At 59.4% G+C, this 23,473-nt stretch carries 22 protein-coding genes; 6 read left to right on the top strand and 16 right to left on the bottom strand.

Annotation, left to right across the window (positions count from 1 at the left end; all coding sequences use genetic code 11):
• Positions 1-16: 16 nt before the first annotated feature.
• Together SIB83_RS08335 and SIB83_RS08330 are read right to left on the bottom strand one after the other, a co-directional pair.
• A complete protein-coding gene (locus SIB83_RS08335; protein WP_413404962.1) occupies positions 17-1,195 on the bottom strand; it encodes a quinone-dependent dihydroorotate dehydrogenase in 1,179 nt (392 codons plus the stop codon).
• A 14-nt stretch (positions 1,196-1,209) separates the two neighbouring features.
• Positions 1,210-1,977 carry a ribonuclease H family protein gene (locus tag SIB83_RS08330; RefSeq protein WP_413745536.1) on the bottom strand — a complete coding sequence of 256 codons (768 nt, stop codon included), beginning with the start codon at positions 1,975-1,977 and terminating at the stop codon, positions 1,210-1,212.
• Positions 1,978-2,037: 60 nt separating this feature from the next.
• Here SIB83_RS08330 and SIB83_RS08325 point away from each other — a divergent pair, with 60 nt between their 5' ends.
• Positions 2,038-2,742 carry a DUF3747 domain-containing protein gene (locus tag SIB83_RS08325; protein WP_413747336.1) on the top strand — a complete coding sequence of 235 codons (705 nt, stop codon included), beginning with the start codon at positions 2,038-2,040 and terminating at the stop codon, positions 2,740-2,742.
• A gap of 301 nt (positions 2,743-3,043) precedes the next feature.
• Here the strand turns inward: SIB83_RS08325 and rplL are convergent, their stop codons facing one another.
• From rplL to gloA, 8 genes are all read right to left on the bottom strand, one after another.
• The gene (gene rplL / locus SIB83_RS08320) at positions 3,044-3,436 is read right to left on the bottom strand and encodes a 50S ribosomal protein L7/L12 (RefSeq protein WP_413404958.1); all 393 of its coding nucleotides are present in this window, start codon (positions 3,434-3,436) and stop codon (positions 3,044-3,046) included.
• 47 nt (positions 3,437-3,483) lie between these two features.
• Positions 3,484-4,011, bottom strand: a complete 528-nt coding sequence (gene rplJ, locus SIB83_RS08315; protein ID WP_413404956.1) for a 50S ribosomal protein L10 — start codon at positions 4,009-4,011, stop codon at positions 3,484-3,486.
• A 283-nt stretch (positions 4,012-4,294) separates the two neighbouring features.
• Complete coding sequence (gene rplA / locus SIB83_RS08310; RefSeq protein WP_413745535.1) at positions 4,295-5,002, bottom strand: 50S ribosomal protein L1; 708 nt, start codon at positions 5,000-5,002, stop codon at positions 4,295-4,297.
• 77 nt (positions 5,003-5,079) lie between these two features.
• Complete coding sequence (rplK, locus tag SIB83_RS08305; protein ID WP_067096075.1) at positions 5,080-5,505, bottom strand: 50S ribosomal protein L11; 426 nt, start codon at positions 5,503-5,505, stop codon at positions 5,080-5,082.
• Between the two features lie 110 nt (positions 5,506-5,615).
• The gene (nusG, locus tag SIB83_RS08300) at positions 5,616-6,284 is read right to left on the bottom strand and encodes a transcription termination/antitermination protein NusG (protein ID WP_413404954.1); all 669 of its coding nucleotides are present in this window, start codon (positions 6,282-6,284) and stop codon (positions 5,616-5,618) included.
• 61 nt (positions 6,285-6,345) lie between these two features.
• Positions 6,346-6,594: a preprotein translocase subunit SecE gene (gene secE, locus SIB83_RS08295; protein WP_413406235.1), complete on the bottom strand. Its 249-nt coding sequence runs from the start codon at positions 6,592-6,594 to the stop codon at positions 6,346-6,348.
• A 97-nt stretch (positions 6,595-6,691) separates the two neighbouring features.
• A complete protein-coding gene (locus SIB83_RS08290) occupies positions 6,692-9,454 on the bottom strand; it encodes an ATP-dependent Clp protease ATP-binding subunit (protein ID WP_413745534.1) in 2,763 nt (920 codons plus the stop codon).
• Between the two features lie 15 nt (positions 9,455-9,469).
• Positions 9,470-9,871 carry a lactoylglutathione lyase gene (gloA, locus tag SIB83_RS08285; RefSeq protein ID WP_413745533.1) on the bottom strand — a complete coding sequence of 134 codons (402 nt, stop codon included), beginning with the start codon at positions 9,869-9,871 and terminating at the stop codon, positions 9,470-9,472.
• A gap of 145 nt (positions 9,872-10,016) precedes the next feature.
• On the opposite strand from gloA, the gene eno reads away from it, so the two are divergent.
• On the top strand, positions 10,017-11,309 hold the full coding sequence (gene eno, locus SIB83_RS08280) for a phosphopyruvate hydratase (protein WP_413745532.1): 1,293 nt from the start codon (positions 10,017-10,019) through the stop codon (positions 11,307-11,309).
• A 257-nt stretch (positions 11,310-11,566) separates the two neighbouring features.
• On the opposite strand, the gene SIB83_RS08275 is transcribed toward eno, so the two are convergent.
• The 4 genes from SIB83_RS08275 to argJ form a co-directional block, all read right to left on the bottom strand.
• Positions 11,567-13,249 (bottom strand): ABC1 kinase family protein, encoded by a 1,683-nt coding sequence (locus SIB83_RS08275; RefSeq protein ID WP_413404948.1) that lies wholly within the window; start codon positions 13,247-13,249, stop codon positions 11,567-11,569.
• Entirely contained in the window at positions 13,246-13,557 is a 312-nt protein-coding gene (locus tag SIB83_RS08270; RefSeq protein WP_413404946.1) for a hypothetical protein, read from the bottom strand. The genes SIB83_RS08275 and SIB83_RS08270 overlap by 4 nt, the downstream gene beginning before the upstream one ends.
• 57 nt (positions 13,558-13,614) lie before the next feature.
• Complete coding sequence (locus tag SIB83_RS08265) at positions 13,615-14,265, bottom strand: hypothetical protein (RefSeq protein ID WP_413745531.1); 651 nt, start codon at positions 14,263-14,265, stop codon at positions 13,615-13,617.
• An 84-nt stretch (positions 14,266-14,349) separates the two neighbouring features.
• Positions 14,350-15,600: a bifunctional glutamate N-acetyltransferase/amino-acid acetyltransferase ArgJ gene (argJ, locus tag SIB83_RS08260; protein WP_413745530.1), complete on the bottom strand. Its 1,251-nt coding sequence runs from the start codon at positions 15,598-15,600 to the stop codon at positions 14,350-14,352.
• A 39-nt stretch (positions 15,601-15,639) separates the two neighbouring features.
• Between argJ and coaE the strand changes: the two genes are divergently transcribed.
• Entirely contained in the window at positions 15,640-16,245 is a 606-nt protein-coding gene (coaE, locus tag SIB83_RS08255; RefSeq protein ID WP_413745529.1) for a dephospho-CoA kinase, read from the top strand.
• A gap of 48 nt (positions 16,246-16,293) precedes the next feature.
• On the opposite strand, the gene gatB is transcribed toward coaE, so the two are convergent.
• Positions 16,294-17,766 (bottom strand): Asp-tRNA(Asn)/Glu-tRNA(Gln) amidotransferase subunit GatB, encoded by a 1,473-nt coding sequence (gene gatB, locus SIB83_RS08250; protein WP_413747335.1) that lies wholly within the window; start codon positions 17,764-17,766, stop codon positions 16,294-16,296.
• 67 nt (positions 17,767-17,833) lie between these two features.
• Here gatB and SIB83_RS08245 point away from each other — a divergent pair, with 67 nt between their 5' ends.
• Both SIB83_RS08245 and SIB83_RS08240 read left to right on the top strand, forming a co-directional pair.
• On the top strand, positions 17,834-19,564 hold the full coding sequence (locus SIB83_RS08245; RefSeq protein ID WP_413745528.1) for an ABC transporter substrate-binding protein: 1,731 nt from the start codon (positions 17,834-17,836) through the stop codon (positions 19,562-19,564).
• Positions 19,565-19,632: 68 nt separating this feature from the next.
• Entirely contained in the window at positions 19,633-20,697 is a 1,065-nt protein-coding gene (locus SIB83_RS08240; protein ID WP_413745527.1) for an FAD-dependent oxidoreductase, read from the top strand.
• 175 nt (positions 20,698-20,872) lie between these two features.
• Here the strand turns inward: SIB83_RS08240 and ndk are convergent, their stop codons facing one another.
• Positions 20,873-21,331 carry a nucleoside-diphosphate kinase gene (gene ndk / locus SIB83_RS08235; RefSeq protein ID WP_413404933.1) on the bottom strand — a complete coding sequence of 153 codons (459 nt, stop codon included), beginning with the start codon at positions 21,329-21,331 and terminating at the stop codon, positions 20,873-20,875.
• Between the two features lie 132 nt (positions 21,332-21,463).
• Between ndk and speA the strand changes: the two genes are divergently transcribed.
• Positions 21,464-23,443 (top strand): biosynthetic arginine decarboxylase, encoded by a 1,980-nt coding sequence (gene speA / locus SIB83_RS08230; RefSeq protein WP_413745526.1) that lies wholly within the window; start codon positions 21,464-21,466, stop codon positions 23,441-23,443.
• Positions 23,444-23,473: the final 30 nt, after the last annotated feature.

The following is a 23,473-nucleotide window of genomic DNA, read 5'->3' as shown; positions in this document are numbered from 1 at the left end:
CAAAGAAGGGTATCGACTAGTGCCAGGGGGCGCCGCTACCAACCGCTTCACTGATGTGACGGATCCCATGACGATCCAGCTGGTTCATCAGCCCTTCCAGCACACGGGGCACCAGATCAGGCCCCTCAAAAATCCAACCGGTGTAGAGCTGAACCAGAGATGCTCCAGCGGCGATTCGCTCCCAGGCGGCCTCTGGCGTACTGATGCCACCAACCCCCACGAGCGGCAGAGCAGGGCCGGCGGTGGCGCGCAAGCGCCGGAGCACCTCCAAAGCCCGTTTTCTCAACGGATCACCGCTGAGGCCGCCCGCCTCCTCAGCAAGGCTGCGGCCGGTCTGACTCAGCACCCTCTGCCCGAGCCCAAGGCGATCGAGGCTGGTGTTGACAGCGATGACACCGGCAAGCCCCTCCTGATAGGCCAGGCGGGCGATGCCATCGATGGCGTCATCTTCAAGATCAGGTGCGATCTTCACCAGCAGGGGCGGGCAGCCCGGCAGCCTGCGCAAGCGTTCCACCAGTCGACGCAGCTGAGTGGCATCCTGCAGATCGCGCAGACCAGGCGTGTTCGGCGAACTGACATTGATCACCGCATAGTCGGCCAGTGGCGCCAGCAGTTCCAACGAGGAGGCATAGTCATCGGAGGCCAGCTCCAATGGCGTCACCTTCGATTTACCAAGATTGATCCCCAGCACGGCTGGCCGCTGACCGCGAGGCGGCAGGGCCTGTCTCTCGAGAGTGCGGCGCAGCTCCTCAGCACCTTTGTTGTTGAAACCCATGCGGTTGAGCGCCGCACGTTCCTGGGCCAGGCGAAACAGCCGCGGCCGTGGGTTGCCGGGCTGGCCATGCCAGGTGACGGTGCCGACTTCGGCAAACCCGAAACCAAAACGATCCCAGACCCCGGCGGCAACTCCGTTTTTGTCGAAACCGGCTGCAAGGCCAAGGGGATTGCTGAAACGACATCCAAACAACACCTGCTCCAGGCGCAGATCCCGGCGCGTCAGCTCAGCGGCCACACCATTCAGCACACCGGACAGACCCGGCCACTGCCGGCGAAGACTGAGCTGTCCAAGCGCCTGCAGGGCCGTACGGCTGAGCTGTTCAGCATCCACTCCTTCATCCTTGGCGAGCACTGGTCCAAGCCAGCGCCGATAGAAACCTGCGGTGGACATCACCCCGGACGATGACGGCTGGGTCATCTGGGTTCCTCGATCTATCTCGATCCTGCCTCGGCGCGGCGCAGCCTCCAGCAGTCGCCTTCCGCCGGTTCAACCATCCAGTCGCGCCAGCACCATGCCTGTTGACGCTCAGCCAGACGGGTCAGTGGTTGCTCCACCAGCTGAGCCAGTTCGACCAACGACAGGGCATATCCACCAGCAGCAAGACGATCAGCCAGCTCCAGCCGGGTGAGCAGCTGCTGCAACGATTCCGGGGCGACATCGTCTGCCTGCTCCAGAGAACCATCTGCGAAGTTCCCGGCCTTTGAAGGAGCAGATTGAGAGGCTCGACCCAGCTGTGGCGAGGTCCCCTTCGAGAAAGCCACGGCGATTTGATCCACCCGATCGTTATCTGGGTCTCCGCTGTGTCCTTTCACATAGGTGAGCGGCACATCGGACAAGCGCGCAGCGTCGAGGGCCTGCCAGAGGTCCTGATTGAGCACTGGTTTACCCGCAGCGGTTTTCCAACCCTTGCGTTTCCATCCCGCCATCCAGGACCCCAGACCATCGATCAGGTATTTGCTGTCGGTCCGCAGGGTGAGATCGGGATGACGAGGCAGCTCGGCCAGCCTTTCAAGCATCGCAAGCGCCGCCTGAAGCTCCATGCGGTTGTTGGTGGTGGCGGGGTCAGCGCCTCCGAACTCCTCCACACTGCCGTCCTCAAAACGGATCAGGGCTCCCCAGCCCCCTGGACCGGGATTACCGCTGCAGGCTCCATCGGTGGCAGCCGCCACAACCCGGCCTCTCTGATCAGACTCAGCCATTGGTCACCCCACGCCTTCTTCGGTACAACACGGTTCTTGAATACCCAGGAGGGCTGGGCCATGGGCCGAACCTACTTCCGCAAAGCTGCGCTGAGTGCTGCTGCAGTAGGGCTGGCGGCCATCGCCGGAAGCATGCCTGGATGGACCCGGGCACTCTTTGACAGCAGTCCTCTGCAGGAAGAACGTTTCGCGATCCTGGCCCAGGCCGTGGGCCGGGATCGCTGGAAGCTTCTGCTGCTGGAACAGATCAAAGCCAGACCACTCTGCTGGGAGGAACGTCAGGACGGCCTGATGAACCCTTCACTGAACAGCTTCGATTTCACGGGAATCTGCAGCCGCTACCTCGACAGCAACGGATACTCGCTGCGCACCTCCGGAAAGGATGCCGACAAGCGCTATCGCCTGGGCCTGAAACAGAGCAGAAACGGGCTGGCCTTGCAGGCGATGGACTCAGTCCAGGGCGACAGCACCACGGTGGCTCGCGCGAACAATGTGCGCAGGGACAAGAACGCCTTTGTGAAATTGACGCTTGAGCCGGGTTGGTCGCTCGAACGCCGCAGCTACAAAGGACGCACCTTGAGCCATGTGTATTTCGCTAACACAACGCCGATCAATACTCTGATGAAGGCCAGCAAAGCCAAGCCTTTCAAGAAGAATCTGATCTTCACCGCAAGCCTGCCTAAGCCTCCTTCAGCCCCGCGCAGAGGTCGCCTGAATCGGCAACGCGGTCCGATCCGCCTCACGGTGATTCCCTTCAGGCCCTAAGCGGTACCTGATTGAAGGACAGTTGACAGAGCGCCCTAATCGATCGGCAAGGCAGGCAGCATTTTTTTATTTTTGGTCTGTGTGAGGAGTGCAAAGCGCCTCTTCCGGGTCGAAACAAGGACAGACTCCGGTAACGCGTTCCACTTCACTGCTCTGCCTTCGGCAGAGCTTTTTTTTGACCACTCGGCTCAGCCTGTCCGGCATCGAGCGGACAAGAAAAAACCGACCCGTGGGTCGGCGGTCGGCAATCAATCAGAGATGGGGAAAGGATCGGCAACCACTGGCAGCCGATCCAACTGGATCACTTGAGAGTGACCTTGCCACCCACCTCTTCGATGGCCTTCTTGAGGGCCTCGGCGTCATCCTTGGAGACACCTTCTTTGATGGTTTTCGGCGCAGCCTCGACCATGGCCTTGGCATCGCCCAGGCCAAGGCCTGTGGCTTCGCGCACAGCCTTGAGGACCTTGATCTTGGCGGAAGCATCGAAGCTTTCCAGCACAACATCAAACTCGGTCTTTTCTTCAGCGGCCTCGCCACCACCGCCAGCGGCAGCGCCGGGGGCAGCCATCACCACACCCGCGGATGCGGCAGCGGAGACACCGAAGGCTTCTTCAATCTGCTTGACAAGCTCGGAAGCTTCAAGCAGTGAAAGAGTCTTCAGCGATTCGAGGATTTCGTCGGTTTTTGCAGACATGGTTGGGATTCAGCAACAGATCAAAAAAACAGTCGGGTCGAAGACGTTCAGCTTTCGCCTGAATCGGCGTGCTGCTTGAGCGCCCGAGCAAGACCGGAGGGAACCTCGTTGATGCCCACAGCCACCTTGGTGGCAACGGCATTGATCGAACCAGCGATCTGAGCCATGAGCACTTCCTTGGTGGGAAGGTCACCGATGGCCTTGATCTCGTCCTGAGACAGAAGCTTGCCTTCGAAGAGGCCGCCCTTGGTTTCGGACTTCTTGGTGTCCTTCTGAAAAGCCTGAAGGGCCTTGACTGCACCGCCGACGTCGCCCTTGACCAGGACGAAAGCGTTGGTGCCGCTCAGAAGGGAATCGAGGTTGGACCAGGCACTATCACCATCAATGGCACGACGCATCAAGGTGTTTTTGGTCACCTTGCAAACGCCGTTGCTGGCCTGAAGACGAGTCCTCAGATCAGACATTTCCTTGATGGAGAGACCCTGATAATCCAGGACCAGTGCCATTTCGGCCTCACCGAGGAGCTGCTTGAGCTCTTCGACGATCTGTTGCTTGCTCTCCAGAGTGCGGCCCATAGGATTTGGATCGGATCGGGGGAACAAGCTGGACACACGGCCGTTCAGTTCTCACGAATGAGACGAGGCCGCGTGTCGATCCAATCCCATGGGAGGGAAAAAAATCGTCGCGTCTGCCTCGGCAGGGCTTATGCGTCAGGAACGGTTGATGACAACCGCTAGAAGCAACCTGCTGTCTTTGGCCGGGCGCGTGCCCGTTGTCTGGCTTTCGCCAGCATTCGAACTTACAACAAAGCCCCCACCGCAGTGGAGGCTGGTTGGCATCTGCCTGTGATGAACTGATTCAGCCCTCTTTGTTCATGTCCTGAAGAGCTGAGATATCCACTTCCACTGAAGGCCCCATGGTGGAGGTCACATACAGACTCTTCCAGTAACGACCTTTTGCACCACTGGGCTTGTTGCGGTCGATGGTCTCCTGAAGCATCTTGAGGTTGTCGAGAAGGTTGGCAGCGTCAAAGCTGGCCTTGCCGAAACGCACGTGCACAATTCCGGTGCGGTCAGCACGGAATTCGAGCTTGCCGGCCTTGAACTCCTTGATGGCAGCGGCCAGATCAGTGGTGACAGTGCCGGCTTTGGGGTTGGGCATCAGACCGCGGGGACCAAGCACACGACCCAGCTTGGCCACTTTGGGCATCATGTCGGGTGTGGCGATCAGCAGGTCGAAATCCATCTCCCCTTTGCTGATGGTGTTGACCAGGTCTTCATCCCCGGCAAGTTCAGCGCCTGCCGCTTTGGCCGCGGCAACTTTTTCGCCACTGGTGACCACGGCAATGCGCACGGTCTGTCCGGTGCCGTGAGGCAGTGCAACTGTGGTGCGGAGCTGCTGGTCGGTGTACTTGGGATCAATTCCGAGACGAACATGCGCCTCCATGGTCTCGTCGAACTTGGCGTTGGCGTTGTCCTTGACCAGCTGGATGGCTTCAAGCGGCTCATAAGCGCGCTCTTCAACCTTGGTGACGAGGCTGGCCAGGCGTTTTGAAAGTTTTGGCATGGCTTGGATGGGGTTCAGGCGACCGCGAGGTCTCCCCCTCAAAAAATGGAAAGTGAACAATGACCGGCGCAAAAGCGTCAGTCGCTGATGGCGACACCCATGTTGCGGGCAGTGCCTTCGATGATGCGCATGGCCGACTCAACGCTGGTGCAGTTGAGGTCGGGCAGCTTGGTCTTGGCGATCTCCTCAAGCTGGGATCGCTTGATGGAGCCAACGCTTCCCTTTGCGGATTCTCCGGAACCTTTGGCGATTCCTGCAGCCTTGGTGATGAGCACGGACGCTGGAGGCGTCTTGGTGATGAAGGTGAAACTACGGTCTTCGAAGACCGAGATCTCCACAGGGATCACGAACCCGGCTTTGTCCTGGGTGCGGGCGTTGTACTCCTTGCAAAACGCCATGATGTTGACCCCGTGCTGACCGAGGGCAGGACCCACGGGCGGTGCAGGGTTGGCTTTGCCGGCCTGAAGGGCCAGCTTGATCACAGCTACGACTTTCTTGGCCATCGGCGGACGGAGTTGAACATCTGCGGATCACCTGGCCCTCGGGGCAGGTGCGGCGGGGTGGGGAACCACCCCTGAGGCCGCCCTCCGCAGGGAGACGGCCGCCGTCGATATCAGTTCTGCTTACTCACCTGGGAAAACTCGAGCTCGACCGGTGTCTCACGGCCGAAGATGGAGAGGAGAGCCTTGAGCTTGCTGCGCTCACCTGACACCTCGATGACCTCACCCTGGAAATCCTTGAACGGACCAGCAGTGACGAGAATCTGATCACCCTCGCTGAGATCGACCTTCACAACAGTCTTCTTCTCAGCAGCCCGCTTGAAGATGCGGTCCACTTCCTGGCGGCTCAACGGACGTGGCTTGATGTGACCCCGGGCTTTGCCCGTGGCACGACGATCCTCCGCACCGACAAAGTTGATGACATTGGGAGTGCTGCGCACCGCCATCATCGTGTCTTCATCCAGAACCATGCGCACCAGCACATAACCAGGAAAAACCTTCTCCTCAGTGGACTGGCGACTGCCGTCCTTCTTGATTTTCACTGCAGGAGTCTCGGGAATTTCAATCTCGAGAATGCGATTGCTCACACCCAGAGTCACAGCTCGTTGCTCCAGCGTGGCCTTCACCTTTTTCTCGCAACTGGAGGCCACCTGCACCGCATACCAGCGGGCGACGCCCGTGCGGATTGCGGGGGTTTCGAGAGTGCCCTCTTCTCCGTCATTCGGCGCCGGGAGGTCAAGCACCTCTGTGGACTCCGACTGGTTTGGATCGAGATCAGACACGAGGCAGGGCAGGAGTGAAGGATGAAGTAGGAAATTGCACCGGATCAGACCGGGAAAAGGATCAGCGGAACACCTGAGACGCAGCCCAGCCGTAGAAGCGACTTAAGGCGGCAATGGCCGCAGCCGAAAGACTCACCATCAGGATCACCGCGATGGATTCGCTGAACAGCTGTTGCCTGCTCGGCCAGACCACGAGCTTCAACTCTTCGAAGGTGGCCTGCAAAAACCCACCCTTTTTCTCAGGCTGTTCAGGGCCTGATGACGTTGGCGTCGTCGCTGCGGTTGTGTCCTCTGATGTGGGGCTGGTCACGGATGACGGATCAAAAAAGTCGTCTGGGCCGGTGCTGACGCCGGCTCTGAGGGCACGTGACAGCAATTGAATATCCTACCGGACGCCTTCCTAGGCTTCATTCAGGTTCGAAGCGGAAGGATTCTGCTGGTGCCTCTCCAGCAAGTACACGCACTGCCTGAGCCCCGTTGAAACGGTCCTCCAGCAGTTCTGTTGCAAGAGGATTCTCCAGTCGACGACGCAGCACCCTGCGCAACGGTCTCGCCCCGTACTCCGGCTCATGGCCAAGGCTCACGATCGCTTCAATCACAGCCTCCTCAACGCGCAGCTCCAGCCCCTGTTCTTTCAGAAGCGAAGCCAGATCAGCCAGCTGCAGGCGCACGATCTTGCTCAGATCATCCCGTCCGAGCGGCTTAAAGCGGATCACCTCATCGATGCGATTGAGAAATTCAGGCCGGAAATGCCTGCCCAGAGCCTCATCCACAGCCCCATCCAGGACAGATGAATCAATCGATGCACCCGCTTCCCTGTCATTTCGGGCTGAATCCAGAATGGCGCGGCTGGCCAGATTGCTGGTCATCACGACCACGGTATGTCGGAAATCGACCGTGCGCCCCTGTGAATCGCTGAGACGCCCGTCATCCAGGACCTGCAACAGCACATTGAACACATCAGGGTGAGCCTTCTCCACCTCATCCAGGAGCAGCAGGGCGTAAGGACGTCGACGCACCGCTTCGGTCAGCTGACCCCCCTCCTCGTAACCGACATAACCAGGGGGAGCACCAAGCAAGCGCGCCACAGCGTTGCGCTCCATGAACTCACTCATATCAAGACGCACCATCGACTCCTCCTCATCGAACAGCTGTCCAGCGAGAGCCTTGGCCAGTTCAGTCTTGCCGACGCCTGTCGGTCCGAGAAACAGGAATGAACCCACGGGGCGCCGGGGATCCTTCATTCCTGCTCGGGCCCTGCGGATCGCCGCCGCCACGGCCTCCACGGCATCGGGCTGGCCGATCACCCGCTCAGCAAGGCGCTGGTCAAGCTCCAGCAGCTTCTGGCGCTCGCCCGCCAGCAGGCGCTGGATGGGAATGCCTGTCCAGCGCGCCACCACATCGGCAATGTCCTCGGCTTCCACCTGCTCTCGCAGCATTGCCGTGCCGTCTCGCTGCGCCTTGTTGAGCGCCTCCTCCAGGTCACTGCGGCGCTGCTGCAGGCGATGCAGCTGGTCGTACTGAAGCCGTGCAGCTTCTTCCAGATCACCCTGTCGCTCAGCTTCAGCGACGGCATGACGGAGATCCTCATCTTCCTGCAGCAGCTGGCGCAGTTCCTGCAGCTGTTCTCGCTCCGCCTGCCAGCGCTCACGCAGTTGAGTGAGCTGGGACGAGGCCTCCAATCGCTGGCGCTGGAGCTGCACTCGCTCCGATTCAGGAGCCTGCTCCGCCGCGAGCACCGCCAGTTCCACCCGACGCAGATCCATCTCGGCGTCCTCCACCACCTGGGGCTTGGAGGTCACATCCATCTTGAGTTGTGCCGCCGCTTCATCGATCAGATCGATGGCCTTGTCAGGCAGGCAACGATCACTGATGTAGCGATCAGCAAGGCGTGCTGCAGCTGTGACCGCGGTGTCAGTGATCGTCACGCCGTGATGCAGCTCGTAGCGCTCCTTCACCCCACGCAGAATCTCGACGCTGTGGTCGATTGAAGGCTCCGAGATCTGCACCTGCTGAAAGCGGCGGTTCAAAGCTGGATCCTTCTCCACTGTGCGTCGGTAATCCTCTGGCGTGGTGGCGGCAATACAACGGAGATCCCCTCTCGCCAAAGCAGGCTTGAGCAGGCTGCCGGCGTCAGCGCTGGACCGATCGCTGTTCACCACGGTGTGCAGTTCGTCGATGAAGAGCACCACGCCTGCCTCTGGATCACTCACCTCCTGCAGCACCTCTCGCAGGCGCTCCTCGAACTGCCCGCGGAACTTGGCACCAGCGATCAATGCACCCACATCCAGGGCCACAAGCCTCAATCCCTGAAGTGATTCCGGAACTTCACCGGCAACGATGCGCTGGGCCAACAGCTCGGCGATGGCCGTCTTGCCCACGCCCGGTGCTCCGATCAGAACAGGATTATTCTTGCCTCGACGCGAGAGCACCTTGATCAAACTGCGGATCTCACCATCGCGGCCGACCACGGGATCCAGCAGCCCTTGAGACGCAGCCGCAGTGAGGTCACGGGCATAACGGTCCAGGGCCGTTGGCTCTGGATCACTTGCAGGATCAAATTCCGGGTCATCAACAGGCTCCGACGGCCTCAGCCCAGCCTGAACAGGCTCGGGCAATGGCTGAACGGATGGCCCGGAAGACGTCGGTGCTGAACGATTAACGGGTGCAGGAGGACTGGGCGGAGAAGGCGCAGCAGATGGGTTCGGCCTCCGCAGCGCGGCCTCCAGGCGATCGGCCGGCAACCCAAATCTGGACAGCAAATCAGCACCGATGCGTGGGTCACGACCGATGGCGATCAGCAAGTGCGAAACGTCGATCAGCCTTGACCCCCAGAGGCCGCGCACCCTGTCGGCCGCCTCGAGCAAGGTTTCAAGGTCTTCACCGACAAACAGCTCATCACCTCGAGCCATGGGCTGCTCCTCCAGGAAGCCCTCGAGCTGATCAAGCAACTGTCCTTGAGGAAGGGGCAATGCGGCCACATCCGCCTCAAAGCGCGGATCACTGAACAAAGCCTGAAGCAGATGCTCCACGTCCAGATCGCCGTGACGCCAACGACGGGCTGAATCCTGGGCGGACAGCAACAACTCCCAGGCATCGTCGCTGAAACGGTCCGGCTCCACCGTGAGGCTGGCAGGAGGTTGAGGCGTCACACCGAAATCAGATGTCATCGCAGGCGAATCCCCTCAAGCGGCCGTGGAGCGGGAAGCAAGCTCAATCAACTCGACCTTGTAGCCATCGGGATCCTCCAGGAAAGCGATCACCGTGCTGCCGTGCTTCATCGGACCCGGTGCACGCACGAGTCTGCCTCCTCGCTCAGCAATCCCTTCACAGGCGGCATGGATGTCCTGCACCCCAAGAGCGATGTGGCCATATCCATCACCCAGGTCGTAATGCTCGGTGTCCCAGTTGTGAGTGAGCTCCAGCACGGTGTGATCCTTTTCATCGCCATAACCCAGAAAGGCCAGCGTGAAACGACCGGAGGCGTAGTCCTTGCGACGAAGCAGCTTCATACCGAGAACGTCGGTATAAAAAGCGAGTGATCTCTCCAGATCACCAACCCGAAGCATGGTGTGCAACATGCGCATGATCGGGTTCAATCGCTGCCACCAGCATGGTGCATCCCCAAGATCAGCGGTAGAGCAGTTGCAGGCGTCGTGGCCTGTTGGCGGAGATGGGGAATCAGCGTTGCAGGGGGACCCATAGGATCGCCAGGTCTTTGATCCGCATCACGTGTTCGATTCCCTCGACCTCGTCATCGACACCATCGTGGCCCGTGAGGTGCTCGACTCCCGCGGAAACCCAACGGTGGAAGCCGAGGTCTTGCTGGAGGGTGGAGCCAGTGGTCGAGCCATCGTGCCCAGCGGAGCCAGCACCGGAGCCCACGAAGCCCACGAGTTGCGCGACGGCGGCGATCGCTACATGGGCAAGGGTGTCATCCAGGCTGTGAATCACATCGAGGAGCGCATTGCCCCAGCCCTCTGTGGACTCTCTGCCCTCGACCAGGCCGCCGTGGACGCAGCGATGCTGGAACTCGATGGCAGCGACAACAAGTCGAGCCTGGGAGCCAACGCAATTCTGGCGGTGAGCATGGCCAGTGCCCGCGCGGCCGCGAATGGCCTTGGAATCCCGCTCTATCGCTATCTGGGGGGACCGATGGCCACGCTGTTGCCGGTACCGCTGATGAACGTGATCAACGGTGGCGCGCATGCAGCCAACAGCCTGGATTTCCAGGAATTCATGCTGGTTCCCCACGGCGCCCCCAGCTTCCGCGAGGCGCTGCGCATGGGCACTGAAGTGTTCCACACACTGAAGTCCCTGCTCAAGGACAGAGGCCTGAGCACATCTGTAGGCGATGAAGGAGGCTTCGCGCCGGATCTGGGCAATGTCGAGGCCGGCGAAATTCTGGTCCAAGCGATTGAGAAGGCCGGCTACAGGCCCGGTGATCAGATCTCCCTCGCCCTTGATGTTGCCAGTACCGAATTCTTCGACAATGGTCGCTACGCCTTCGATGGGGGCAGCTACGACAGCGCTCAGATGGTCGGCCAGCTTGAGCAGCTGGTGGAGAAGTTCCCGATCGTTTCGATCGAGGACGGCCTTGCCGAGGACGACTGGGAAGGCTGGAAACTGCTCACAGAACGCCTCGGAGCCAAGGTGCAACTGGTGGGGGACGACCTGTTCGTGACCAACACCAAGCGCCTGCAACAGGGGATCGACAGCGGCACAGCCAACTCGATTCTGATCAAGGTGAATCAGATCGGTTCTCTCACCGAAACGCTTCAGGCCATCGATCTGGCTGGACGGTCGGGCTACACCAGCGTGATCAGCCACCGCAGCGGCGAAACCGAAGACACCACCATCGCCGATCTCTCAGTCGCAACCCGCGCCGGTCAGATCAAAACTGGTTCTATGAGCCGCAGCGAACGCGTTGCCAAATACAACCAATTGCTGCGCATCGAGGACGAGCTCGGCAGCCAGGCTGTTTACGCCGGCGCCGTAGGCCAGGGACCGCGAGGAAAAGCCTGATTCAATAGTCAGAACTCAGCAAAGTAGCCATTCACAGCGAAATTTCCGAAGTGAGTGGCATTTGATTGTTTCAAGCGAATGTTCAGACCAGCAGCAAACAATGCAAAATAAATATTTCTCGAAGAAGGCAAACACTGTTTGTTCGAGACTGAATTGCTGACAACAAATATCCGGGAATGTCAAAGAATCTGCTGCATCAAAGCAAGTTGTTTCATTGTTCTCTTCCAAAACGCTGAAAGAACTTGAAAACGAAATAATCAGCTTTTCGATGAAGACAAGGATTCCATACGTGCGTCCTTGCGAAGTTTCACCTGAAGCTTCAGCCAACCCATCCCAACCGGCACTGCAGCTCCAAGGGGGAGGAGAGCCCAAAGGGGTCGGGCACTGGAGCCCAGGATCGCAGCCGCCAGAGCCAGCCCCCCAAGCAGCACCGACTGTCCGATGGAATGCTGTGCCGTGACCATGCGTCGGAACTGACGATCCGATTCGCCCGTTCGGATCTGCAGCTGCAGATCTCCTTGTTCGAGGCGCTCAAGGCTCTCATCCAGGCGGCGCGGAATCCCCACAGCCCGAGAACTCAGCGCCCCCACCTGACGGCCGAGTTCGTTGAACAGATCATTGGAGCCGGATCCACTGGAAGTCATGAGGGGCAGCAGATAGGGCTTGGCGATCCCCACCAGGCTAAAGCCGGGATCAAGACTGCGACCGACACCCTCAAAGGTCGACAATGCACGCATCACGAAGATCAGCTCAACCGGCAGCCTGAACGGCTGGCCGTAGACAAGGTCGTAGAGATCGCCGGACAATTTGTCGATCACCGAGGCACTGAACGGTGGAGTGAGTGCGTCGCGCAGCATCAGACGAACCAGACGCCGTACCGGACCCAGATCCACGTCTGAAGCAATCACTCCAGCCACCTGCATTTCCTCCACCAGGGCGGCGGCATCCCGGGATGCCGCCGCCCGAACCATCGAACCCAACCGGCGGCGCAGACGTTCCGAAAGCTGCCCCATCATTCCAAAGTCGTAGTAGATGAGTGCCCCGTCGCTTGCGACCGCAAGATTGCCGGGGTGTGGGTCTGCATGAAAGAAGCCGTACCGAACCAGTTGCTGCAGATAGCTGGCCGCACCAATCTCCGCGACATCCGCAGGATCAATACCCGCAGCAATCAGCTCCGGCCGATTGTTGATCTTGATACCAGGCAGGTAATCGAGACAGAGCACCTGACGGGTGCTCAGCTCCCAGATCACACCGGGAACCATGATGCGGGGATCGTCAAGAAACTGCTGACGGAAGCGGGCGGCATGCTGGGCCTCAAGGCGAAAGTCGAGTTCACGCAACAGCACACGTCGACATTCCTGGGCGATCGCCACCCAGTCGCGGCCACGACCCCACTGGGGATGGCGCTGCAGTACAGAAGCCACCTGCTGCATCACCTCCAGATCAAGCCGGAACACCGACTCCAGACCTGGACGTTGAATTTTCAGAACCACCTGGCGACCGCTGCGCAAGCTGGCGCGATGCACCTGAGCCAGAGAGGCTGCGGCCAGAGGGGTCTCATCAAGATCAATGATCTCGGCACAACGTGCACCAAGCTCCGACTCGAGAAGCGCTTGGGCCTGATCGAATGGAAAAGCAGGAACCTTGTCCTGCAGATCGGCCAGTTCAGCCACCCACCCCGCCGGCAGAACGTCGGGACGAGCCGACAGCAGTTGGCCAAGTTTGATGAATGCCGAACCAAGGTGGAGCAATTCCCTTGTCAGCCAGCGTGCTCGCCGTTGCTGACGGGTCTGACGACGCTCCTCGGTGAAACCGCCGGGATAGCTCCAGCTGCAGCTGTCCCACCACAGGAAAAACAGCAGCGCCAGAACACTCCGCCAGATGCGCAATGCGCGCAACCCCCTGCGCCAGGGAAGAAGAGGCGAACCCCAACGGCTCAAGACCGTTCCTCCAGACGCGTGCTCAGATCGGCCACCTGCGCACGCAGTCGATCGATGCGCCGCTGCAATGGTTCATGCTCTGGGCCAGGACGATCAGCAGCGGATGATGCTTCGGGCTGATTCTCCCGCTGCAATCGCTCGGCTTCCGCCTTCACCTCCTCCTGAAACAGATCCCATTCCTGGCGTATGCGCTCGGGGGCATCCTGAACAGCAACAGCCATTCCTGCAGCTGCATCGGCCACGCCTTCACCCACCCGGGCCATCAGGCGATTCATTGCCGCTCGGAACAGGGCATCCGGAGGAGTCATGGCCTGATGAGAGATGCTGAAACTGTGGCAGATGCACCGACGGGGATGCGACCGCAATCAGGGAGCCGGTGGTGCGTCCGGCGGTGCCTGGAAAATCAGAGATTCATCGATGGCTGGTTGTGGTTGAGGAGCCACAGGTTCAGGCATGGCAACAGCCGCAGGGGCTTCCGTGAAAGCCTCCGGTTCAGGCAGCGCGGTCTCTGGCAGTGAATCCGAGCCTGGAGTCAGAACAGCCGCAGGCTGTGCAGGCTCCGGCGCCACTTCACCAACAAAATCTCGAGTTGATGCGGGAAACGGTGCAGCAGAGAACGCCGGCTCGTTGGTGGGCGTCCATGGCTGCGGAGCAGCCGCCCTCTGAGATTGTTCCCTTCGCTCCGCCTCCTTGGCCATGGCCTCAGCCTGCTCCTTGGCCATGGCCTCAGCCTGCTCCTTGGCCTTGCGTTGCTGAGCGTCAATGACCTCTTTGGCTGCAACGTCACCCATCAGAGGCTGATCAGCTCCATACCGACGTCTCAATCCATCAAGAGATTCTCCAGGAAAGCTGCTCTGACGGAACGAGGCCTTCTGAGGTTTTTCGCTCGCCTGCTGCATCAGAACGACTCGCTGGGTGATGCCGTACCCGAGCGCGAAACAGGCACCGGCCACCAGAGGACCAATCCAGAAACGAGGTCGCCTGAGCCGCTGCTGATCAGTGCTGGTTGCTGTCATCGCTGTGGCCGAGATGGACAACACCGAAAATTCGGTGCAGCCCATCTTCGCGCCTCATCGATGCGGTTGCACCGCTCCGATGCATCAGGTCGTGTAATCGGCGTTGATGCGCACGTATTGATCAGAAAGGTCGCAACCCCAGGCACGACCTTCTTCAGGGCCAGAACCAATGCGGAGTCTGATCAGCACGGTGTCATTGTCCAGATAACGGCCCTCGGATCGCTGCTGGAGATAGATCGACGCTGCAGGTCGATCAAAGTCCAGTGGCTGACCGCTCTCCATCAAGTGATGATCACCGATCCAGAGCGAAACCTCCTCTGGATCAAACTCCACTCCTGACCGCCCGGCCGCTGCCACAATCCGGCCCCAGTTGGGGTCACGTCCATGGACGGCCGTTTTCACCAGCGACGATCCACACACCGTGCGTGCCATCCGCAGAGCGTCTGCTTCTGATGCGGCTCCCTCCACCCGCACTTCAATCAGGCAGGTCGCACCCTCTCCATCACGAGCGATCGAGCGAGCCAGGTGTTGAGCAACAAGAGTCACCCCCTGCTCGAGCTGCTCATACTGATCCGAGAGGAGAGGATCCCCGGCGGCAAAGGCCAGAAAGGTGTCGTTGGTGCTGGTGTCGCCATCCACGGTGATGGCATTGAACGATCGCTGAACAGCGCGTTGAACGATGACTTGCCAGGCCTCTGAGGGCACTCCGGCATCACAGGTGAGAAAGCCGAGCATGGTGGCCATATCGGGGTGAATCATTCCCGAGCCTTTGGCCATCCCGCCAATACGCACAGTGCGGCCATCAATCTCCGACTCAACTGCGATCTGCTTGGGCACAAGATCTGTTGTGAGGATGGCGGCCGCAGCAGCAGCCCCTCCATCTTCGGCCAGAGCCTCGACCAGCGGATCCAGTCCAGCGAGCAAGACTTTCATGGGGATGGGCACGCCGATCACGCCAGTGGAACAGATCAGCATCTGATCAGACGTCAAACCAAGGTGATCGGCCAGGGCCTGGGTGGCGCGCTGGCTGTCGATCAGGCCACTGTCACCAGTACAGGCATTGGCCTGGCCGGAATTGATCAACACGCCTCTGCACTGTCCATTGCTGGCTTGGAGACGTTGGGCGCAGAGATCAACGCAAGCCGCACGCACCACCGAAGTCGTGAAAGTGCCGGCACAGACTGCCGCCTCAGGCGCCAGCACCAAAGCGAGATCCGGTTTACCGGAATCCTTCAGACCGGCCGCAATCCCTGCGGCCTGAAAGCCGACTGGAGCGGTCACTCCTCCAGCGACTGGAGTCCAAACAGAGGAAAGCCAGCTGGCTGCGGAAACCACGGATCAACGCGAGAGACTGAATGCATCCTGCTCCGCGCCATGCCACGCCAACGCCGGATCGGCCTCACCGGTGGTATCGCCTCCGGGAAGAGCAGCGTTGGCCGTTGGCTGACGGATCAAGGAATTCCGCTGTTGGACGCAGACCTTTTTGCACATCAAGCCCTCGCAAGCGGTCAGGCAGCCAGCCATGCAGTGGTGCAGCGTTACGGGGATGCGGTCGTCAGAGCTGGGTCTGACCCGGAGTCTGCCGAACTCGACCGTACGGCTCTGGGAGCCATCGTTTTCTCTGATTCCCTTCAGAGGAAATGGTTGGAGGAGCTTGTTCACCCTCTGGTGCACCAGCAATTGGAAACCGAACTGAAACGTCTGAAATCAGAACCAACCGTGGCGCTGATGATTCCTCTGCTGTTCGAAGCCGGTCTCAACTCTCTCTGCACGGAAGTGTGGGTGGTGCACTGCTCACCTGAACAACAACTTGAAAGGCTGATGGATCGCAATGGTCTCAATGCTGCCGAGGCTCAGCAGCGGATCCAGTCTCAGTGGCCGCTGGCAAAGAAACTCGGACTAGCTGATCGGGTGCTCGATAACAGCGGAGAGCCCAAAGCCTGGGAAACCCAGGCGGCTCAGCTTCTGGCAGCAGGCTGAAAGCGACCTGAACCGACCACCCCACGGGCCCTCAGCAGTCATTGGTCATCAGCCTTTGAGTTTCTGACTGAGAATCTGATTGGCGAGCTTGGGATCGGCCTTGCCGCCGGTCTTTTTCATCAGCTGCCCAACGAAGAATCCCTGCAGCTTGGTCTTGCCGCCTCGGAAAGCCTCCACCTCATCTGGATGAGCAGCCAGCAACTCCTCAACGATGGCGGTGATGGCAGCGGGATCACTGATCATTCCCAGCCCTCGCTGATCGACGATCGACTTCGGTGAACCACCCTTTTCGAGCAGTTCAGGGAGTATTTCCTTGGCAATCTTGCCGCTGATCTTGCCGCCATCAATTAACTGAACCATTTCCGACAGCTGCTCAGGGCGAAACGGCAACTGCGCGTAACTCAACCGATTGCTGTTCACGTAAGCAGCGATATCTCCAGTGATCCAGTTGGCCGCCAGCTTGGCGTCAGCTCCGGCGTCCACCACGGCCTCGAAGTAATCGGCCATCGGACGTTCGTCGGTGAGCACACGCGCGTCGTACTGCGACAGGCCGAGCTGTTCGGCGTAGCGATGACGCTTGGCCGCAGGCAGCTCGGGCAGTTCTGAACGCCAGCTTTCCCTTTGATCCTCGCTCACCTCGATCGGACCCAGATCAGGATCAGGGAAATAGCGGTAATCACTGGCACCCTCCTTGCTGCGCATGCTTTTAGTGAGCTGCTTGCCCTCATCCCACAAGCGGGTTTCCTGGACGATGGACTCACCGCTTTCGTAGGCCTTGATCTGGCGCTGGATCTCGTACTCGCAGGCTTTCTGGATGGCCGAGAACGAATTCATGTTCTTGATCTCCACCTTCGTGCCGAAGGGGGCATCCGGACCGCGACGGACTGAGATGTTCACGTCGCAGCGCAGCGATCCCTCCTGCATGTTTCCGTCACTGACTCCGAGATATCGCATGATCCGACGAATCTCAGAGGCATACTCAGCCGCCTCACGGCCGGTGCGCAGATCAGGCTTGCTGACGATTTCAGCGAGAGCAACACCTGCACGGTTGTAATCCACCAGGGAATGTGTGGAACCAGCGAGGCGATCACTGCCTGCATGCACCAGTTTCCCCGCGTCTTCTTCCATATGAAGACGTTCGATTCCAATCTTTTTCAGATAGGTGTCCTTGCCCTTTTCAGCAACTTCAACCTCGATCCAGCCCTCTTCCGCAATCGGTTCGTCGTACTGGGAGATCTGGTAGTTCTTCGGTAGATCGGGATAGAAATACTGTTTGCGGTCGAACTTGCTGTGCTCAGCAATATTGAGATTCAGAGCCATCGCAGCCTTCACCGCATACTCGAGCACCTTCTGATTCAGCACCGGCAGGGTGCCTGGCAGCCCGCAAACCACCGGATCAATGTGCGTGTTGGGGTCGTCTCCAAAGCTGGTGGAAGCAGCCGTGAAGATCTTGCTCTCAGTGCCCAGCTGCACATGGGTCTCCAGGCCGATCACAGCTTCCCAAGCGCCTTCTCCAGCCATTTTGTTCTCCTTGCCTGCGCTGATCCTATGGAAGCGAATCACAATGCAGATGCACTGACCCTCAGCCGTGGATAGCCATCGCTGGCATCGAAGGCTTGGGGCCTTCCTGGCAGTTCTTTTGGTGACTCTGCTGGCGATCAGTATCCCTTCTGTCTCGACGCATGTGCAGCAGAAGCCCCTGCGCGTGCAGTTGCGCTGGCTGCCACAAGCCCAGTTCGCAGGGTTCTATGTGGCCAAAGACCACGAGTTTTTCCGTCGAGAAGGCCTCAGTGTCACCCTGGAACAGGGAGGCCCATCGGTGAATGGATTGCAGCGTCTTCGTGATGGTGAAGTCGACGTCACCATCGCCTGGACATCGGATGCCCTGGACATGCGCCGTGAGGCGGCGGACCTCGTGAATGTGGCGCAGCTTCTGCAACGACCTGGAACGATGTTGGTCTGCAGCGCAGCATCAGGTGTCAGTAAGGCTGGCGACCTGAAAGGGAAACGTGTTGGCACCTGGTTCCTCGGGGATGAATTCGATGTCGGGTACTGGCTGCAACGGTATGGACTCGGGCTGGATTCAGTTCAGCTGATTGAACAAAAACCCGCAGCTCGGGACTTGCTGGATGGCGAGGTCGATTGCGCCACTGCCATGAGTTACAACGAATTTCAGACGATCCTCCAGGAAGGAGCCCTTCAGTCCGATCTGTTCACGGTGCGTTTCGCCCGGGAGAACACGGGATTTCTCGAAGATGGGTTGTACGTGCGAGCGACGGACCTCCAGGATCCGGCCAAACGCGATCGTCTGACGAGATTTCTAAAGGGTCTTGCTGCCGGATGGCAGTACACGGCGCGACATCCCGATGAAGCGGTGGCGATCACCGAGCGCTTCATGAACAGCAGCGACACAGTGCACCAGAAAGCCATGCTGGAGGAGATCCTGCAGCTGATGAACCTGAACAAGGGCTACGGCTTGCTGGATCCCGCCAGCTTCCGTCGCACTGTGGAGATCGTGGGTCGCGGTAGTGGCGATCCTGCGGGAATCTCGAGAGCTGCACGCGGTGCATGGAGTCTGAAAGTCTGGCGTGCTGCCGAATTGGACGGACCCCAGCGCGGCCCCCTCGGCCCTGCTGGACGTGAGGCCTTCGCAACCCTGGTCACATCCTCCTGGTTCTATGGGCTCGATCTCATCGGAACGACAGCTTTTGCTCTCTCCGGCTTCATCCGGGCCCTACAGCGTCGCTACGACCTCTGGGGTTGCTTCATTCTCACTCTGCTGCCTGCCGTGGGTGGAGGCATCCTCCGCGATCTGCTTGTGGGTGGAATGCGATCACCACCTTTCGTCTTTCACGACGGCACCTACCTGTTGGTGGTGCTGATTGTGGTTGCTACAGGGTCTATTTTGGCGAGCCTGCTGTGCGAGGGAGCCGCCGACAGCGCCAACTTCCTGAGGGTTCTGGGACTGTGCGACAGCATCGGTCTGGCCACATTCACCATCATTGGTGCACAGGTTGCACTGGAAGCAGACTTGAACTGGTGGTGGATGGTCATCTGTGCCGCACTCACCTGTGCTGGCGGAGGAATGGTGCTTGATGTGGTGACCGGTCGAGAACCGCGCACCTTTCAGGGTGAACCCTATGAGGAAATTGCCGTGCTGGGAGCCCTTGTGCTCATCGGCGGCTTGATGATCGCTGATCGGTTCGAAACCCTGCAATGGCCGGTACTCGCCGCCATGGTTCTGAGCTGGATGACGGTCTTCATCGGTCGGCAGCTGGTGATCCACCACAATCTGCGCTCCTGGCGACCGGGCCTATGACGCGGTGGCTCCGGGGCGAGGCAAGATCAAATTCGCCCGGACGAATTCTGATCCTGGGAGGTGGCTTGATGGGTCTCGCCATCGCCCATCAACTGGCTCGTCGTGATCAGCGCGTGACCGTGCTGAGCAGGCGCCGCAGCGAGGCTGCAGGCTTCGTTGCAGCAGGGATGCTGGCCCCCCATGCCGAAGGCCTCGAAAACGCTCTGCTTCACCTCGGCCAACTCAGCCTGAGCCGCATTGCCAGCTGGGTGGCCCAGATCGAAGCTGACAGCGGTCTTCCCTGTGGGCTTCGTTCCTCCGGGATCGTGGTGCCGTTCCACAGCGCCGATGAACGGGACGCCTACGCGACTGCGGCTTTCGGAGATCGACTGGATCGCGAACAGCTTCTCCAGGAGGTGCCAGGTCTGGACTCACAATGGAAAGCCGGTCTGCTGTTCGTCCAGGACGGGCAGATTGACAACAGACGTCAGCTAATGCGAGCGCTGGAGAGCGCCTGCGTTGATCGCGGTGCCCAGTTTCAGGAAGGCGTGGAAGTTCTTGAGCTGTTCACCGCCGATGGACGTCTCAGCGGCGTACGCACGAGGAATTCGGAGGGGAGTGAAGCAACGCTTGGCTGTGAGCGGGCCGTGCTCTGCAGCGGTGCCTGGAGCGGACAACTTCTGCCCCAGCTGCCGGTGTTCCCCGTGAAAGGTCAGATGCTGTCGCTGCAGAGTCCGCGCGGCGCCCTCAGGCGCGTGATCTTTGGCCCAGGGATTTATCTGGTGCCACGCGAGGATGGACTGGTGGTGGTGGGCGCGACCAGCGAGCGCAATGCCGGCTTCAGCGAAGGTCTGACACCTCAAGGACAAACCACCCTCAAACAAGGCATTGCCACCCTGCTGCCTGAGGCAGAGAGCTGGCCTCCCATGGAGCGCTGGTGGGGATTCCGTCCCTGCACACCTGATGAGGGACCACTGCTGGGCAAAAGTCCGATTCCCGGACTTCTGCTGGCCTGCGGCCACCACCGCAATGGCGTTCTCATGGCTGGTGCCACATCAGAACTGATTGCCGATCTCGCCTGCGGCACTGAGCCGAAACAGGATCTTGCAGCACTGCTCTCGAGCTTTCGCTGGGATCGCTTTCAATCCCGCTGACGAGTCGCAATCGAGAACAGTTTTCCGCGAAGAGTAAGCCCGCAGATATGCACATCGGCCAACGCCTGATCAACAACTGCTTCAAGGGCCTGAAGCTGCAACAACGACTTGGCATTCAAAAAGACCCCGAGACATCGCCCCGAGGGTCTGCAGTTTGCGATCGGTCACCAGAGAATCAGTCTTCGACCCGCCAGGCCTGATCAGATGGACTCCAGTCGTTGAGTTCGGATGGCTGAAACCAGAGGCCGATCTCGAATGCAGCGGTCTCCGCAGCGTCTGAACCATGGATCACGTTGCGGCCGATGTTGACAGCCAGATCACCACGGATGGTGCCGGGTTCAGCCTCGAGTGGTTTGGTGGCACCGATCAACTTGCGGGCACTGGCGATTACCCCATCGCCTTCCCACACCATGGCCACCACCGGTCCCGAAGTGATGAAGTCCACAAGACCGGAGAAGAATGGCCGCTCCTTGTGGACGCCGTAGTGCTGCTCAGCCAGTTCACGACTGGCGATGAGCTGCTTGAGGCCCACAAGCTTGAAACCTTTGCGCTCGAAGCGGCCGAGAATCTCGCCCACGAGACCACGCTGAACCCCATCCGGCTTGATGGCGATGAACGTGCGTTCGGCGGACATAAAGGCATACATAAAGAGAACGGCATCTTCTGTGCTCCCCCACCCTCTTGGCAAGCAATCGAGAACGGTTTGTTTCTGCCCCTGTGATCCAGGCTCCTTAGATTCCCCAGAAAGGAAAACTTTTTCTCACTCATGGTGCTCGCAAACGCCAACGAACCCGAAGGTGAGGAAACCAACGGTCAATCAACGCCAGTTCCCTCATGGAACATTCAAGACAGCTCTGAGCTGTATGGGCTTGAGCGCTGGGGAGATCCCTACTTCTCCATCAACCTTCGAGGTCATGTGAGCGTGCAGCCCCGCGGCGAACGAGGGGGAAGTCTTGATCTTGTTGAGCTCGTGAAAGGCCTGCAGGGTCGCAATCTCAACCTGCCGCTGCTGATCCGGTTCGATGACATTCTCGAAGACCGACTTGAGAGCCTCCATGCGGCCTTCGAGCGAGCCATCACCCAATACGACTACAACGGTCGTTATCAGGGCGTTTTCCCTGTGAAATGCAATCAGCAATGCCACGTCGTGGAGGAGCTGGTGAGCTGCGGCAAGCGTTGGCACTTCGGCCTGGAAGCCGGCAGCAAAGCCGAACTGTTGATCGCTCTCTCACTGATCGATGATCCGGAAGCCTTGCTGATCTGTAATGGTTACAAGGACCAGCGCTACATCGAAACAGCAATTCTGGCGAGACGACTGGGACGGCGGCCAGTGGTCGTGATCGAACAAGCCGATGAAGTGCAAAGAATCATCGATGCCAGCCAGGAACTCGGCGCCGCACCCCTGATCGGCATCCGCGCCAGACTCTCCAGCAGGAGCACAGGCCGCTGGGGAAATTCTGTCGGAGAGAAAGCGAAATTCGGACTGCCTGTCCCGGAGATTCTCGCGACTGTTGAAGCGCTACGCGGGGCAGGTTTGCTACAGGAACTGCGCCTTCTCCACTTCCACGTCGGCAGCCAAATCAACGACATTGGTGTGGTGAAAGATGCGCTGCAGGAGGCCTCGCGCATTTATGTCGAGCTGCACAAACTTGGAGCCCCAATGGGTTTTCTGGATGTTGGAGGAGGACTCGGTATTGATTACGACGGAAGCCGGACCGCAACAGCCGCGTCCACGAATTATTCACTGCAGAATTACGCCAATGATGTCGTCGCAACTGTCAAGGAAGGTTGTGAGCCTCATGGCGTAGCAGTTCCGACTCTGGTCAGCGAGAGCGGCAGAGCGATCGCCAGCCATTTCTCAGTCCTGGTTTTCAACGTGCTTGGCACAGGCGGGCTTCCACAGACAACGACTTCGCCAAGTGACGACGAGGCGTTGATTGTTCGCAACCTTCATGAAACCCTCGAAGGCATCAATGCCCTCGCTGATGACGGGAGCGCGGACGTTTCACGACTTCAGGAAGCCTGGAATGACGCCCTCAAATTCAAGGACGATGCATTGGCAGCCTTCCGACTGGGCTATCTGAGCCTGAAAGAACGAAGCCAGGCAGAGCAACTCACTTGGGCCTGTGCTCGTTCTTTGGTGCAGAGGCTTCCTGAGAACTCCGTTCTCCCGGAGGAATTACAAACCCTGCCTGCGGTTCTGGCACTCACTTACTACGCCAACCTGTCAATCTTTCGCTCTGCGCCCGACACTTGGGCCATACAACAGCTCTTCCCCTTAATGCCAATACACAGGCTGGGAGAAAAACCAACCGAGCTCGGACATTTCGCAGATCTCACATGCGATTCTGATGGTCGTCTCAACCGCTTCATTGCCGATGGGCGCAGCAAGCAACTTCTTGAGCTGCATTCCCTGCGTTCAGAAGAGCCGTATCTGATCGGGATGTTTCTTGGAGGGGCCTATCAAGAGGTGATGGGCAACCTGCACAACTTGTTCGGCACCACCGATGCAGTACATATTCGTTTGGCACCCGGAGGGGAATACCAAGTGGATCACGTCGTGCGTGGCGACACCAACGCCGAGGTGCTGATGGCGATGGAACACAACCCGGAATCCCTGTTGGAACGACTACGCATCGCTAGCGAACGCTCCATCCGAGGCAATCAGCTCAAAATCGCTGAAGCGCGCCGGCTGATGGATCATCTGGAGATCAGCCTGCGTCAGAGCACGTATCTGCAGAACTGAGCGCCACAACAAGTGATTCAGCTACTACAA

It is taken from the genome of Synechococcus sp. MIT S9507 (assembly GCF_047304715.1).
In the GTDB taxonomy this organism is placed as follows: domain Bacteria; phylum Cyanobacteriota; class Cyanobacteriia; order PCC-6307; family Cyanobiaceae; genus Synechococcus_C.
Note: the sequence above shows the minus strand (reverse complement) of the source record. Positions and strands in the feature narration are given on the sequence as shown.